Source organism: Sphingosinithalassobacter sp. CS137, from assembly GCF_014334115.1.
Taxonomy (GTDB): Bacteria; Pseudomonadota; Alphaproteobacteria; order Sphingomonadales; family Sphingomonadaceae; genus Sphingomonas.
The window spans coordinates 2179614-2194189 of record NZ_CP060494.1 but is presented as its reverse complement, the minus strand read 5'-3'; the positions used below and the strand labels follow the sequence as shown (position 1 = coordinate 2194189).

General features: G+C 61.3%; 13 protein-coding genes and 1 pseudogene. 7 read left to right on the top strand and 7 right to left on the bottom strand.

All coding sequences use genetic code 11. From position 1 onward, the window contains the following. Positions 1-100 precede the first annotated feature (100 nt). The gene (locus H7V21_RS10830; protein WP_188053757.1) at positions 101-472 is read right to left on the bottom strand and encodes a hypothetical protein; all 372 of its coding nucleotides are present in this window, start codon (positions 470-472) and stop codon (positions 101-103) included. A gap of 112 nt (positions 473-584) precedes the next feature. Then, entirely contained in the window at positions 585-1004 is a 420-nt protein-coding gene (locus H7V21_RS10825; RefSeq protein WP_188053755.1) for a CBS domain-containing protein, read from the bottom strand. 342 nt (positions 1005-1346) lie between these two features. On the opposite strand from H7V21_RS10825, the gene H7V21_RS10820 reads away from it, so the two are divergent. Beyond that, positions 1347-3887 (top strand): NAD-dependent epimerase/dehydratase family protein, encoded by a 2541-nt coding sequence (locus H7V21_RS10820; RefSeq protein ID WP_223177014.1) that lies wholly within the window; start codon positions 1347-1349, stop codon positions 3885-3887. A gap of 183 nt (positions 3888-4070) precedes the next feature. Then, the gene (locus tag H7V21_RS10815) at positions 4071-4436 is read left to right on the top strand and encodes a hypothetical protein (protein ID WP_188053753.1); all 366 of its coding nucleotides are present in this window, start codon (positions 4071-4073) and stop codon (positions 4434-4436) included. 189 nt (positions 4437-4625) lie between these two features. Here the strand turns inward: H7V21_RS10815 and H7V21_RS10810 are convergent, their stop codons facing one another. The 3 genes from H7V21_RS10810 to H7V21_RS10800 all read right to left on the bottom strand — a co-directional run bounded on the left by H7V21_RS10810 (position 4626) and on the right by H7V21_RS10800 (position 8179). Beyond that, a complete protein-coding gene (locus H7V21_RS10810) occupies positions 4626-6584 on the bottom strand; it encodes an FTR1 family protein (RefSeq protein ID WP_188053751.1) in 1959 nt (652 codons plus the stop codon). A gap of 252 nt (positions 6585-6836) precedes the next feature. Beyond that, positions 6837-7475 carry a cation transporter gene (locus H7V21_RS10805; protein WP_188053749.1) on the bottom strand — a complete coding sequence of 213 codons (639 nt, stop codon included), beginning with the start codon at positions 7473-7475 and terminating at the stop codon, positions 6837-6839. After that, positions 7472-8179, bottom strand: coding sequence for a class I SAM-dependent methyltransferase (locus H7V21_RS10800; protein WP_188053747.1), 708 nt, complete (start codon positions 8177-8179; stop codon positions 7472-7474). The genes H7V21_RS10805 and H7V21_RS10800 overlap by 4 nt, the downstream gene beginning before the upstream one ends. A gap of 69 nt (positions 8180-8248) precedes the next feature. On the opposite strand from H7V21_RS10800, the gene H7V21_RS10795 reads away from it, so the two are divergent. Continuing rightward, a complete protein-coding gene (locus H7V21_RS10795) occupies positions 8249-8656 on the top strand; it encodes a MerR family transcriptional regulator (protein WP_223177013.1) in 408 nt (135 codons plus the stop codon). A 168-nt stretch (positions 8657-8824) separates the two neighbouring features. On the opposite strand, the gene H7V21_RS10790 is transcribed toward H7V21_RS10795, so the two are convergent. Then, positions 8825-9226, bottom strand: a complete 402-nt coding sequence (locus H7V21_RS10790) for a MerR family transcriptional regulator (protein ID WP_188053745.1) — start codon at positions 9224-9226, stop codon at positions 8825-8827. A gap of 67 nt (positions 9227-9293) precedes the next feature. Here H7V21_RS10790 and H7V21_RS10785 point away from each other — a divergent pair, with 67 nt between their 5' ends. Both H7V21_RS10785 and H7V21_RS10780 read left to right on the top strand, forming a co-directional pair. Then, positions 9294-9914: a cation transporter gene (locus H7V21_RS10785; protein WP_188053743.1), complete on the top strand. Its 621-nt coding sequence runs from the start codon at positions 9294-9296 to the stop codon at positions 9912-9914. Further along, positions 9907-10267 (top strand): annotated as a pseudogene (locus H7V21_RS10780) (DUF3703 domain-containing protein). The gene H7V21_RS10785 and the pseudogene H7V21_RS10780 overlap by 8 nt, the downstream one beginning before the upstream one ends. A gap of 169 nt (positions 10268-10436) precedes the next feature. On the opposite strand, the gene H7V21_RS10775 reads toward H7V21_RS10780, so the two are convergent. Next, positions 10437-10856 carry a CBS domain-containing protein gene (locus H7V21_RS10775; RefSeq protein ID WP_188053741.1) on the bottom strand — a complete coding sequence of 140 codons (420 nt, stop codon included), beginning with the start codon at positions 10854-10856 and terminating at the stop codon, positions 10437-10439. A gap of 486 nt (positions 10857-11342) precedes the next feature. On the opposite strand from H7V21_RS10775, the gene H7V21_RS10770 reads away from it, so the two are divergent. Together H7V21_RS10770 and H7V21_RS10765 are read left to right on the top strand one after the other, a co-directional pair. Next, positions 11343-12983 (top strand): acetolactate synthase large subunit, encoded by a 1641-nt coding sequence (locus tag H7V21_RS10770; protein WP_188053739.1) that lies wholly within the window; start codon positions 11343-11345, stop codon positions 12981-12983. Beyond that, positions 12980-14374 (top strand): aldehyde dehydrogenase family protein, encoded by a 1395-nt coding sequence (locus tag H7V21_RS10765; protein ID WP_188053737.1) that lies wholly within the window; start codon positions 12980-12982, stop codon positions 14372-14374. The genes H7V21_RS10770 and H7V21_RS10765 overlap by 4 nt, the downstream gene beginning before the upstream one ends. Positions 14375-14576: the final 202 nt, after the last annotated feature.

Genomic DNA, 14576 nt, shown 5'->3' with positions numbered 1-14576 from the left:
CCGGTAAGGCGATGCACATGCCATCGCGGTCGTGCCGCGGCGCACAGACGCAGTCATCCAGCCAGCTCGCTTAGCGACGCAGCGCGCCGCCGTTCGAAAACTAGACGGTGAGGCTGGTTTGTGGAGGCGGCGACTCCGGCCGCATCGGTTCGCTTACGAGCCGAACAGCGTCGCGGTTGAGATAAGATGCGGCGGCCGGGAACGGCGCTGCCTGCATTGAACCACCACCTGAAAGCGCCAGCGGCGGCAGGCAATTCATGGCGACAAGACAGTCGAGCGTCATGTCCGGGCAAGGCCCTTTGCGATCGGATTCACCCTGGCTGCCCATGCCATGCTCAGCTGACGCCTGCGCCATTTCGGCGCATTCCGTCATCTCCGCCGGCTCGCTCTGCGGAACAGCCGCCTGGGCCGCAACCTGGACGAACAGGCCGAAGCTGAAAAATATAAGTGTCAGGGCGCGAAGAAATCTCACTCAAGGCAGATAGTCCGGCTACCAGCCAAGTGCAAGTCGGCCGACCGCCTGCGCCATGCGCTCGAACGCTTGCAGCGTTAAATCTCTCTCAGCAGCAGCCGGCGCTCGCGGCTTAAAGCGTTGGTTCCGAAACCTCCCGCACGAGATCGCCGGTTTCCTTTTTATCGGCGTGACGTGCGATGTCGGCCTGCGAAACGATGCCGCAGCACTTTCCTTCGCGATCGACAACGGGAAGGCGGCGGATCTGGTTCGCCTCCATCTTGCTGCAGCATTCGTCCACGCTTGCCTCTGGCCCCACCGTCACGGGGGAAGCCGACATGACTTCCTCGACCGGAGTGTCGGAACCCTTGCCCTGTGCGACGCAGCGGCAGGCGATGTCGCGATCGGTGACCACGCCGACGAGTGAGCCTTCGTCATCGACGACAGGGATTTCGCCGCAATCGTTATCAACCATGAGACTCGCTGCCTCTTTTACGCTGCTCGAACGCCGGCAGCATGCGGGATTAGCGGTCATTACGTCTTGCGCTTGCATGTCGTGTCTCCTGCTTTTCAGAAATTCGAGTTTGGATACGACAAGAGAATGAAGCGCCATCGCGCTCGGTTCCGGTTTGAAGGACAACCCGTTGGCCGTCTGCGGCGGTTTGTCCAATCGCCCAGCGGAGTGGACCCTCACCTTGGACCGAAGCGCCAAGGTGGCCTCGAGACGAAGCACATGCCGAAGCCGGTCCCGAAAAGCCATGCCATTTGAGAGGAAACAGGCCGTCAATCCGTAGCAGAAGGAACGCCCGCAGTCCCCGTGCGTGCTCTAGCTGCTAGCGCTATGGTATAAAGGGGAAGACCGCGCGTCGCAGAAAGTCGGAGGAAGGATCACATCTTGAATGAAAGTTCCTACAGACCTGTCGTTATAGTTACAGGTTCGAGCGGCTACATAGGCTCCTCGATCGTAAAAAGACTCGCAGCCCGCTATCGCGTGATCGGCTTCGATCGCGATGCGTCGCCGCACCCGCCGGCGGAAGCCGAGTGCGTTTGTGTCGATGTCACCGACCAGGCGAGCATCGATGCGGCCTTCGAACGCGTTCGCATTGCCTATGGCTCCAGAATTGCCTCCTTCATTCATCTGGCCGCGTACTTCGATCTCACAGGCGAACCCAATTCCAAATATGACGAAGTGACGGTCAAGGGGACTGGCCGGCTGCTCGATGCGCTGCAGGATTTCGATATCGACCAGTTCGTGTTTGTCAGCACGATGCTGGTCCACGCGCCGGTCGAGCGCGGCAAGCTGATCGACGAGACCTCGCCGCTTGATACGCACCTCCCCTACCGGGAATCGAAGGTCCGTACGGAGCAACTGATCCGCAAGCAGCGCGGCGACATCAATGCGGTCTTCGTACGGCCTGCGGGCGTCTACGACGACGAAGGCCATTCTGCGTTCCTCGCACAGCAGGTCGCACGCATCTACGAGAAGCGACCCAGCGCCCGCGTCTATCCCGGCGATCTCGACACTGGCCAGCCCTATCTGCATCTCGATGACCTGCTCGATGCGTTAGAGCGGATCGTCGACCGCCGAGGCGACTTGCCGGAGGAATGGCCCGTCCTTCTCGGCGAAGACGACGTGATGTCATACGGCGATCTGCAAAAGGCGCTGGGTCGCCTGATCCACGACGAGGACTGGACGACCCGCTCGGTCCCGAAGGGTTTGGCCAAGACGGGGGCTTGGGTCGAAAACGAAGTGCTCGGCGAGGAGACCTTCATCCGGCCCTGGATGGTCGACATTTCGGACGATCACTACGAACTCGATCTGAGCAACGCGCGAGAAAAGCTGGACTGGACACCGCAACATCAGCTGAGAACCGCGCTGCCGCGGATCGTCGAAGGCCTCAATGCCGATCCCCCCGCCTGGTACCGCGAGAACAAGCTGAATGCCGCGCGGGTCGCCGGCAGCAATTTCGACGACGCCGAAGAGGCAAGGCCTCGCGTACTGGGTGAGGACGTGTTGGCGGACCATTCCAGCCATATGCGCAAAATGCACTTCAGCATGCTGTGGGTCCGTTGGCTGACCATGGCGCTCGGCCTCTGGCTCGCGACCACACCCTTTGTCTTCGGAACCTTCGACCAGAGCGAATTCGCCTCCGCCGTCATGCGTGTAACCGAGGATCGCAATCTCTGGGATCCGGCGCTGCGGAGCTGGCTGACAGCCTGGAACGATGTCGTGAGCGGGATCTTGATCATGGTCTTTGCGGCCATCTCGCTCTCGCCGCGCGGAGGCTGGGCGCAATGGGCGAATACCTGCATCGGCATCTGGCTGCTCGGCGCCCCGCTGCTGTTCTGGACGCCCGATGCGGCCGTCTATGCCAACGACACCTTCATCGGCGCGCTGGTGATCGCTTTCACCATCCTGGTGCCGATGATGCCGGGCATGGCGCCGGAGGGCATGATGGACGACAGCGACGTGCCGCCGGGCTGGACCTATTCGCCTTCGACCTATGTCCAGCGCATGCCGATCATCATCCTGGGGGCTGTCGGGTTCTTCCTGTCGCGCATTCTCACGGCGTATCAGCTTGGCCATATCGACGGCGTGTGGGAGCCCTTTTTCGCTTCGTCCACTGCGCTCAACGGCACCGAATACATCATCACGTCGGACGTATCCAAAGCCTGGCCGGTGGCCGACGGTGGTATCGGCGCGATGAGCTACATGTTCGAGATCCTGATGGGGGTGATGGGCGGTCGCGCCCGCTGGCGGACCATGCCGTGGATGGTGACGCTGTTCGGCATCGTCGTGGTGCCGCTGGGCGTGATCAGCATCTACTTCATCATCATCCAGCCGATCATGATCGGAACCTATTGCACGATCTGCCTCATGGCGGCCGCCGCGATGCTGATCATGATCCCCTATTCGCTCGATGAGCTGGTCGCGATGGGCCAGTTCCTCGTTCTGAACACACGGCGCGGGCGACCGTTCTGGCGATCGTTCTTCCGCGGCGACGCGCTGCCGGGTGGAAGCAAGGATACCCATCCCGGCTTCGATGCGGCGCTCGCCTCGATCGGCAGCTCTGCGGCGCGCGGCGTCACGATCCCTTGGACACTAGCCATCAGTGTGCTGATCGGCGCTTTCCTGATGTTTTCAAGGCTCGTTCTCGGCACAGAACCACCTCTCGCCGACAGCGATCATGTGGTGGGGGCGCTCGTCATCACGGTTGCGGTGATAGCGATGGCGGAAGTCGCAAGACCGCTGCGTTTTCTGAACATTGCGTTTGGCCTCTGGCTGATTTCGGCTCCCTGGCTGATGGACGGAAGCACCAGCATCATGAGCGACATCATTGGTGCTGTGCTCGGAGCATTGCTGATAGGATTGAGCCTGCCGAGAGGCCGCCGGAGCGACGAGCATTACGGGAGCTGGGATCGCTTCGTCGTTTAAGATGCTTGTACAAACAGCACAGAGATCGGGGATCGACCTCCCGCGCACTTGTCAGAACACTTGAACAGGAGACATTAGCTCTGGACCGCAGCGCCCGAGATACGAAGCGAAAGACCTAGCGCGGCGCGCATCCCGCTCTTTGGCTCGCCATATCCGGAGTGCTCATCGCCTTCGCATGGGGAAATGCTGCAGCTTCCCTTCCATGAGACCGGCAATCTTAGTCCTGCCGGGGCTGCGCGTCGCAGCGCGCTTGCAGCGCTGGGCTACGCCGGAATCATGGTGAGAGCGTATCTCGGCGCTTCGATCGGCAGCGGAAAGACTCCCTGGTTGCTCGCGTGGCCGGTTTCCCGCTTCGTCGCCTATCTGATCATTGGCCTCAGCGTCACGGCGGCCATTGAGATGCTGGCCGTGCGATGCGACTGGGGGTGGACCTACGGTCCGGCCATGCCAGCCGTGCCCATCATAGATATCGGTGCGGTCCCGGTGGCCATGTGGATCACCGTTCCTACAGTGGCACTGTGGACGACGCGCAGGATGGGAGTGAACTAGGGACTCGGCGTCGCTTTTCCCTTCTTTTGTAACGCGCCAACCCATGGCTGCTGCACGCCTCAACAGAGGAAATACATCGCGACACGGCGTGGATCCAAAGTGATCCTCCAGGCAACGAGCCTGTGCGCTCAGATTAACAAGGGCCAAGCTGGCAACGATGTACCGAGCGCTGCCATTCCATCTTCTTGACTAGACCTGCATCGCGGCAGTTCTTCGCTGGCCTCCACTGCTCCGAAACCCGAAAAACAGGACTCCTGCGGTGATCACCTGCGCAGCGATCGGCTCGACGGCAGGATAGAACCCAATCAAATCGACCCGTGGGAGACCTTCGAGGAGGGTTACGCCCAGCATTCCCGCTTCTTGAAGCGCGCCCACTCCCTTGCCGGCGAGTACAACGGCGAGGACCGCGATGAGCCACGCACTGTACCTGAAGAACTGGGTAATTGGGAGTTTCCGGCTGTAGCGGAGCATGATCCAGGCGAGGACCGCGAGAACGACGAGTGCCGACAGCGCACCGGCAAGAATGGTCCCGCTGTTCTGAGGATTCCACAAGGCCGCGTAGAACAAAATCGTCTCGAATACTTCGCGGTAGACCACCACGAAGGCGAGCCCGAACAGGAACCAGGCAGACCGGCGCGAAAGAGCCTTGCCCATCTTTTCCTGGATGTACCGCCGCCACTCGTCGGCTTGGCTTTTCCCGTGCATCCAGATGCCGACCGAGACGAGCACCACGGCCGCCAGTAGCGCGCCAAACCCTTCGGTAAGCTCACGGCTGGCGCCGCTTATGGTCACGAAGTAGGTTGCAACGGCCCAGGTGGCCACACCGGCGAGCAGGGCAGCAATCCACCCACCGTGGACGTAGGGCATGACCTCGGTTCGCTCCGACTTCCGGACAAACGCAATCATTGCTATCACCACCAGCAGCGCCTCGAGCCCCTCGCGCAGCAGGATCGTGAAGGCGCCGAGGAACGTCGAAATGTCTGTCGCCGCTTCGGGCGACAAGGCGGTCTCCGCGCGGTCCAAAAGCGGATATAGGTCTGTGAGCTGGCTGCGCAATTCCCCTGGCCGAACACCCGAGTTGATGCTCGCGCGAAAGCCGCTAAGCGCTTGCTCAACCTGCAGCATCAGATCTCCGTCGCGGGTAGACAGAACCGCTTCAAGCGGTTCGAATCCATCGAGATAGGCGGAGAGGGCAAGTTCATTGGCCTGTGCGCGGTCCCCCCGCTTGTATGCCGCAAGGCTTTCGCGCAGTTTCTGGCGAACAAAATCCAGTGACCCCGAGCCTTCGGCCGTCTCCATAACCTGCGAATTGGCTCGCAGGTAAGCCATGACGGCAAATGCCCGGTCCTCCCCGATCTGCTGCGCCAACGCCGCTGGTGTCAGGGCGACCAGCGCTTCGAGATCAGGTACGAGACGGCGGATCTCGGCGTTCTCCTCCCAGATGCGCTGGCCTTCTGCTTCGTGCGGGAAGGCTATGCCGCCAGCGTAGAGGGCCAGCGCCCATCGATCCTGATCCTGGAGGGAAGCAAAGCTCGGCATGGTCGTGCCTTCAAGACCCTGGGTGATGACCTGGTAGAGCCCGAACGCGCTGCGCTCCTGCGCGCGCTCCTGATCGGTGAAGTCGATCGGAGGGGGATCGATATTCATCAGCTGCGACGGCGGAGACTCGCCAGCCGCTCCGTGGCACGAGGCGCAGTTCTGGGCGAACAAAGTCGTTGCCCGCGTCAGGTCAGGCGCCTCGCTGGGGGCGAGCGGGACCGGGTGCTCCGCGAGCAGGGCGGCCGCAAGACCGCGTGCCAGTTGCGCGACTTCGCCGGCCGGCCGCTTGCGCGCAATGGCTTCCCTCAATTCTCTGGCGCGTTCCTGGAGAACGCTCTTGTTCCGACTGGCCGGAAGGCTGCCGATCCGCTCGGCGACCGACGCAGAGAACTCGATCATCTCGTCGTATTCGAACTGGTTGGACACCTTACCGTCGGTAACCGCTGCGCCGTAGTCGACAGCCACATAGTCAAGCATTCGCCAGGTAGTCGCGACTCCGGGTGCGCCAGCGCGCGCTGCGCCAGAAGCCACAACGCTTAGGAGGAGAACAACGATGAGGACAAGCACTCGGCCATTGCGGCCCCAGGAAGGCAAACTGCGATCGGGCATGGAAAGCTCTTATATTCGATGCGACTGATAATCAATTGCAAAGGGTCGGCCAGAGCCAAGGTCACGCAGCTGCGGTCCAGCCGGCGCAGCTCGGCATGCGAGCTGTTCGCCAAAGTCCCAGCGCGGTCGCTATCGACGGCTTCTAACTGTCAATCTCGCATGGCTGTTGGTACGAAAAGACATGATCGTCGCACGTGTTGCAGCGCAGACGAGCTGCAGGTTCAGGCTCCGGCGCGAAGGGTCTTCTGAGCCTCATCGTTCCTCCGCAAGCTCCCGCCTGGCGCCACGGATGATCTCCCAGGCCGAGTGAAGGAAGACGACGGCGATGATGGCTGCGACGATTAGATCCGGCCAAGCGCTCTGCAGCCAGTAGACCAGGCCGGCGGCTATGACGACCGCGACATTGTTGATCGCATCGTTGCGCGAGAACAGCCAAATTGCTCGTGCTTGGGCATCGCCGCTATCCCGGAAGCGGGCCAGGACGAGAGCAGCCGTGACGTTAACAGCCAGAGCCGCGATCCCGATGCCGCCCATCAGCTCCGCTTCGGGCGCGACGGCGTTCATCGCGCGCCATGCGGCCATCCCGAGCACCCATACACCGAGCAACGCGAGGAATAAGCCTTGGGTGAGTGCAACCTTCGCGCGAGTGGACGCGGCCCAGGCCAGCGCGAGCAGCCCGATAAAGGTGATCGACCCGTCGCCCAGGAAATCGAGCGAATCCGCCTTCAGTGCCTGGCTATTCGCAAGGAAGCCGCCAAACAGTTCAATGATCCCGAACCCGGCATTGAGGATGACGACAATCCAGAGCGCGCGGCGATAGGCGGGATCGACGGCAGCTCTATTTGTATCCCCGTGGCAGCCGCAGCCGGTTTCTCCTTTCGATTCTGTCATGACGCCTCTCTAGAACCTCCAGTCACTGGAGGAGCAAGCCTCTTTTGCAACGCAGGTCCTACTTTGAGGCGAAACAGGCTGATCTCCCCCGTCGGCGTGCGGACGACCCGGCGCGGGCGGCCGCTGTCAGGCTCGAGATCAGCGAGGATCGCTTCCATTGCTCCGCGAGCGTTCGGTTCTGTGTTCTCAAACCCGTCCAAGCGCTGCACCAAGCCGAACAATGCGCGCATGAGTCTGGAGCGCTGTCGCGCATAGTCGGCGATATGGACTTCGCCGCCGGACCTTACCGCACCGACCATGGCTGCGATCCCGCGCCTCTTTTCCTCCATTGGCACTTGATGGAAGACAAGGCTCGAGACGATCTTTGTGAAGGGGTCGCCATATCGATCCGCTTCATGCGCGAACGCCTGCCGCCAGTCGATCTCGATGCCCGCTGCAGATGCCTTGCCGGCGGCGATCTCCAGCACCGCGGGATCCGGATCTAGTCCGACAACTCGCGCGTTCGGCACCGCCTCCTTGATAAGCAAAGCGAACGTCCCGGTGCCGCAGCCGACGTCCAGGATCACATCGTCCCCGGAGGGGGCGAGCTGGTCGAGCAGGGCTGAGCGCCATGTCATTTCGCGCGTGAGCAGCCTAATGGCGAGATCGTATGCGCCGGTCAGTTTTGGCCGGCCCAGTGCCGGCGTGAAGTTCGTGGGGTCCATTCGGCCTTCCTGACGATTGACTCAAGAAGGCACAGGATACATCCTCCAGTCACTGGAGGATCAAGACTTATGGCGATGCTGATGATCGGCGAGCTGGCGAGGCGCACTGGCGTCAAGGTCAACACCATCCGCTTTTACGAGGATATCGCCTTGATGCCGAAGGCGGCGCGCACAGATTCCGGCCGCCGCACCTATAGCGAAGCGGATGTAAAGCGCCTGAAGTTCATACGGAACGGGCGTGACCTTGGTTTTTCAACGGAGGAGCTGAAGTCACTGATTGCTCTCTCGGAGCACCCGGACCTCGATTGCGGAGCGGCGGCTGCGATCGCACGCCGTCATCTTCTCGCTGTAGAAGCGAGGATGTCTCGTCTGATGCTGATGCGGCGTGAGCTGGAGAGAGTGGCCGCCAACTGCGACGGCGGCCGCATGGCCGATTGCCAGGTCATCGGTGCCATCGCGGACGCCCCATCACATTGAGCATCGAACGATCCGCTTCGCTTGGCGATTTCGCAGTCAGGCACTATTCTTCAGCCACCTAGATTGCTGGCGCTTTCCTGTCCGAAATTGACATATCGACCGCCAGTTAATCTCTCTTACCATGCATCCAGGCCTTTGCAGGTTTCGAGAAGCGACCTTCGGCGCTGGCTATGGCCTGGCGCGCGAAGCACTCAAGCTCTCTACAATTCGGCAAGCGCCGATACGGTCCGCCTGACAAGATAGTAGCATCTGGCCCAGTTCCTCACGCAGCGCAGTCAGATCGGCGATCTTGCCGTCGATCTCCCTCAGCTGTTGCCGGACAAGCTGATCGACGTCCTCGCAAGGCTTGTCGTCGTGATCGGACAACGCCAGCAGTTCACGCACCTGCGCCATGCTGAAGCCGAGTTCGCGCGCACGTCGCACGAATGTCAGCGCCGCCAGATGGTCTTGCGAGTAATCGCGATAGTTGCTGTCGGTGCGATCCGCGGTCGGCAGGATACCTTCGCGCTCGTAATAGCGGATCGTCTCCGCCTTGGTGCCGGTGGCCTTTGCCAGTTCGCCGATACGCATCGCTTGACCTTGTAGTTGCTACAAGGTGCATATGTCCCTGCGACTCGAAGCTTGCAAGGAGAGCGGCATGGGCAAGTCCTGCTGCCAGACGACAGATACTGACCGGAGCGCGCACAACAATCCGCGCTGGCGGCTGATCTTGTGGATCGCCCTGATCGCCAACGCTGCCATGTTCGTGGTGGAGATCGTTGCCGGTGTCGCGGCCGATTCCCGCGCGCTCCAGGCCGATGCGCTCGATTTCATCGGCGATGCGGCCAACTACGCAATCAGTCTCGGTGTTGCGGGCATGGCTCTGGCTTGGCGAGCGAAAGCGGCATTGTTCAAGGCCGCCACGATGCTCGCCTTCGGCCTGTGGGTGATCGGCTATGCGGTTTATGGCCTGGCTGTCGGCTCGAGCCCTGAGCCGCAGACGATGGGTCTCATCGGCACGCTGGCGCTGCTGGTCAACGCGGCGGTTGCCCTCCTGCTGTTCCGTTATCGAGAAGGAGATGCGAACATGCGTTCGGTCTGGATCTGCTCACGTAACGACGCTCTGGGCAATATTGCCGTGCTCGCCGCTGCGCTGGGCGTGTTTGGCACCGGGCAGGCGTGGCCCGACTTGCTTGTCGCGGGCATCATGGCCGGGCTCGCCATCTGGGGCAGCAGCGAGGTCTTCACACAGGCGCGCCGGGAGCTGGCACATGGATGACAGCACCCGCGCGCGCATGACCGTCTTTTTGACTCAGGAATACTGCGCTGCGAGCCTTGCAGAAGTTTCGGGGCGCTTCGAGCGGGCATGGCACCATCTGGAGCGCGCCCACATCGTCGCGCAGACCCTGCTGTGGCCCCACTGCCAATCGCACTGGAAAATGCTGGGCCTCGCCGTTCGACAGCGCGACTGGCGAAGCGAGTGGCCAGATCGCGCGTCTGGCTCTTGCGCCGCTGGGCAATCTTACGGGCCGACTTCCCATCGGCAATACCGGCCGAAGCGATGTCAGCGCCTTTGCCCGCCTGGAAATTCCTTCCGATCTGCGCGCAGTGCTGGATTCCTCGCCAGGCTGAAGATTGAGCAGACCCAGAGTTGTTGTAAGCCAATCCGCACCTGAACCAGCCGAACCGCTTAAAGCCTAGGGTATCAACGCTGATTCACGCTGAATAGCGTGAGGCAGCAAAGATGCGCGAGCGTTTAATTGCGAAGCCGAGGCGCTTTTAGCATATGCGCCAAAGCAAGCTATTGCGCCGGCTCCGACACTTCGCGCACGAGATCGCCTGTCTGATGCTCACCAGCATGCCGCGCGATATCCGCTTGTGACACGATCCCGCAGCACCTGCCCGCATCGTCGACTACCGGAAGGCGACGAACCTGATTGTCTTCCATCTTTTTGCAGCATTCAGCAACGCTGGCATCGATGGTCACTGTGATGGGTGAAGAGGACATGATGTCTTCGACCAGGGTTTCGGCAGATTTGCCTTCCGCAACGCAGCGGCAAGCGATGTCGCGATCGGTAATGACGCCGACCAGCTCGCCTTCCGCGTTGGTCACGGGAATTAGACCGCAGTCGTTGCTTGCCATCAGCGAAGCCGCTTCCTTCACACTGGCTGACGGGCTGCAGCATGCCGGATCCTTTGTCATCAGTTCGCGAATTTCCACGTCATCTCTCCTAGGCCTTTTGGCAAATGGTTGCGCTGCTATGGCGCGCTCACTCGTTTAACGCAGGGCCCTGCCCCCTCGTTCCTTTCGGTCCGATGATATGGTGCCTTCGACCGACGAGCAGCCATTCGGACGAAGATCCATATAAGCGTCGTTGAAGCGCCTGAGTTCGGCTGCGATCGAAGGGAGGCCAACGGCTCGAGCTTTGCGTCGAGAACCAGATAGAGGCCGTCTGCCGTGGATCGGCGCAAGCAGAGCGGTTTGCCCCGAGTCGTGAGCTAAAGCAGCGGTCCTCGGACGTTGGCGGAACAGTGAACCAACGGCATCGTTGTTATCTACTCGCACGGCTTATGGCGGCTTCTCCGCAATTGGTGCACGAGCCTGTTAAGGTTACCCCTGTGCTCGTGGCTGGTGTCCCATCAAGCCAGACAACGGAACGCTACTGCAGCAGGCCTGCGAACAAACAACGCAAGAAAGACTTTGCTGATGAAAGCATCCGATCTCCTAGTCGCCGCCCTGGAAGCCGAAGGAGTTGAATATATCTTTGCCGTGCCCGGTGAGGAGAATTTGGATTTGCTTGAATCGCTTCGCACATCTTCGATCAGATTGATCGTCACCCGCCATGAACAGGGAGCCGGTTTCATGGCAGCGACATATGGTCGCCTCACCGGAAAACCCGGCGTCTGCCTGGCGACGCTGGGACCGGGGGCGACCAACCTTACAACCCCGGCCGCATACGCTGCGCTGGGCGCTTTCCCCCTCGTTATCATTACCGGGCAGAAGCCCATCAAGGTCTCGAAACAGGCCCAGTTTCAGATTGTGGATGTCGTCGCGCTCTTCACCCCTCTATGCAAGATGGCGAAGCAGATCGTGAATGGCGAGCGCATCCCGTCACTGGTGCGGGAGGGCTTCAGAAGAGCCCAGGAGGAGCGGCCCGGTGCGGTCCTGCTGGAGTTGCCCGAGGATATTGCGAAGGAAGAGACCTCCGAAGCGGTCGTTGCGCCTCACACGCGACACTATGCCGTGGCGGGCGATGCCGCGATAGATGAAGCGGCCGAGCGCATAATGGCCGCCGAACGCCCGCTCCTTCTGGTAGGGGCCGGAGCCAACCGGCGCAGCGCCTGCAAAGCACTCCGCAAGTTCGTCGACGACACCCAGTTCCCGTTCTTCGACACCCAGATGGGCAAAGGGGTGCTCGATGAAGCGAGTCCGTTATATCTCGGCACCGCGGCATTGTCTTCGGACGACTATGTTCATTGCGCCATCGAGCGCGCCGATCTGATCGTCAACATTGGCCATGACGTTGTCGAAAAGCCGCCCTTCTTCATGGAGCCCGGCGGCCAAACCGTCATTCACATCAATTACAAGGCCGCCGAGGTCGACCAGGTCTATTTTCCGCAGCTGGAGGTTATCGGCGATATTGCCGGTTCGGTGGAGCGTCTGGGAGAGCGGCTTCGCGGCAAGCAGCCGTGCGACCTGACCGCTTATGCCGGTGTGCACGAAGAAATTGCCGCGCATATCCGTCGCGGCAGTGACGATACACGGTTCCCGATCGTACCGCAGCGCGTGGTTGCCGATGTGCGCCGGGTCATGGGGCGGGACGACATCGTCGCTCTCGACAATGGCATCTACAAGATTTGGTTCGCCCGCAATTACATCGCGCATGAGCCCAATACCATTCTGCTCGACAACGCACTGGCAACGATGGGAGCCGGGCTGTCTTCGGCCATGATGGCGGCGATGCTCTGGCCAGAGCGCCGCGTGCTGGCGGTTTGCGGCGATGGCGGGTTCATGATGAATTCGCAGGAAGTAGAAACCGCGGTCCGGCTTGGCCTCAACCTGGTTGTGCTCATTCTGAATGATGCCGCCTACGGGATGATCCGGTGGAAGCAGGAGCAACTTGGGTTTCCCGATTACGGCCTGAGCTTCGCGAACCCGGATTTTGTCACTTACGCGAAAAGTTATGGCGCGACGGGCCACCGGATCGACAGCAGCCAAGCACTGGTTCCGACCCTGAACGATGCGTTCGAGAGCGGCGGCGTTCACCTCGTGGATCTGCCGGTAGATTACTCCGAGAACCGCAAAGTTTTGATCGATGAGCTGAGCGCGATGGAATGCCCCCAATGACTTGGCAGGTCCTCAACCCTTACGACCAGGAGTGCATCGGCAGCGTGGACCTGGTCGAGTGGCCGCTGATCGACCGCTGGCTCGACGAGGCGCGCGCATTGCACGAAGACCGGCGGGCGTGGATTCCGGTTCATGAGCGGATTGCCATTTTGCAACGCGCCGGCGCGCTCATGCGCGAGCGTGCCGAAACGCTTGCGATGCAGATTGCACGCGAGGGCGGAAAACCGCTTGTCGACGCCCGTGCAGAAACCAGCCGCGCCATACAGAGCGTCGAACTCTGCGTGCATGAATTGTTCGCGAGCGGCGGGCGCCAGATTCCGATGGACCTGAACGAGGCCGGCGCAGGCCGCAGAGCCTACACCTTCCGAGAGCCGATCGGGCCTGTGGTCGCGATTTCGGCATTCAATCATCCGCTAAATCTGATCGCCCATCAGGTGGGCCCCGCGGTGGCGACCGGGTGCCCCGTTCTGGTGAAGCCGGCCAAGGATACGCCCCTGTCCTGCAAGAGCTTCGTAGAAATCCTTTACGAGGCAGGTCTCGACGAACAATGGTGCCGCTTCGTACCCTGCACGAACGATGTCGCCGAGCAAATGGTCACGGATCCGCGAACAGCGTTCTTCTCCTTCATCGGGTCAGCAAAAGTAGGCTGGATGCTTCGTTCCAGGCTCGCGCCCGGTACGCGCGTCGCGCTGGAACATGGGGGCGCGGCACCGGTCATCGTCGATGAGAACGTACCGCGTGAAAACGTCATCCCGTCGCTCCTGAAAGGGGGTTTTTATCATTCTGGCCAGGTCTGCGTTTCGGTCCAGCGGGTGTTCGTTCCGCGCGCCGAACTGCCGGATTTCGCTGCCGAGCTGGCTGCGGGCGCAGAGGCACTGAGGGTGGGAGATCCGACTGAAGAGGAAACGCAGTGCGGTCCTCTCATCCGCCCTGCCGAGGTCGACCGGGTCGAAGCCTGGGTCGCTGCCGCCGTCGCGAGCGGTGCCAGACTGGCCGCAGGCGGGAAGCGCATCGGCCCGACGCTCTATCATCCCGCCGTTCTCGTCGATCCGCCCCGCGACGCCAAGGTCTCGCGAGAGGAGGTGTTCGGACCCGTGGTGTGCGTCTACGGATACGACAGTATCGACGCAGCAATTGCCCAGGCGAACGAGCTGCCGTATTCGTTTCAGGCCGCCGTATTCACCGAGCGACTGCACATCGCCGATCATTGCGTCGAGCGGCTGTCGGGTTCCACCGTGCTGGTCAACGACCACACCGCATTCCGGGTCGACTGGATGCCCTTTGCCGGGCGACGGCACTCCGGCCTCGGGACAGGCGGTGTCGGATATACAATGGCCGACATGAGTCCGGAAAAGATGGTAATCACGAAGAGATCGTCCGACCTGATTTGACATCGGCTGTAGTCAAACCGACCGGGCGCGGTTGTTTCCAGCGAGCTCCAGCCTCGGACAGCTTTTTAGTTTTTTCGCGCCGCTTCGGCCAGCATCGCACTGGCTGACGGTACACAGCCCGCGCATTATTCCAGACATCGAATGCAGAAGCTGCTCGCCCGTGTTGCGAACAATCTCCTGCTGCTTGCGGTCCTGGCAGTAG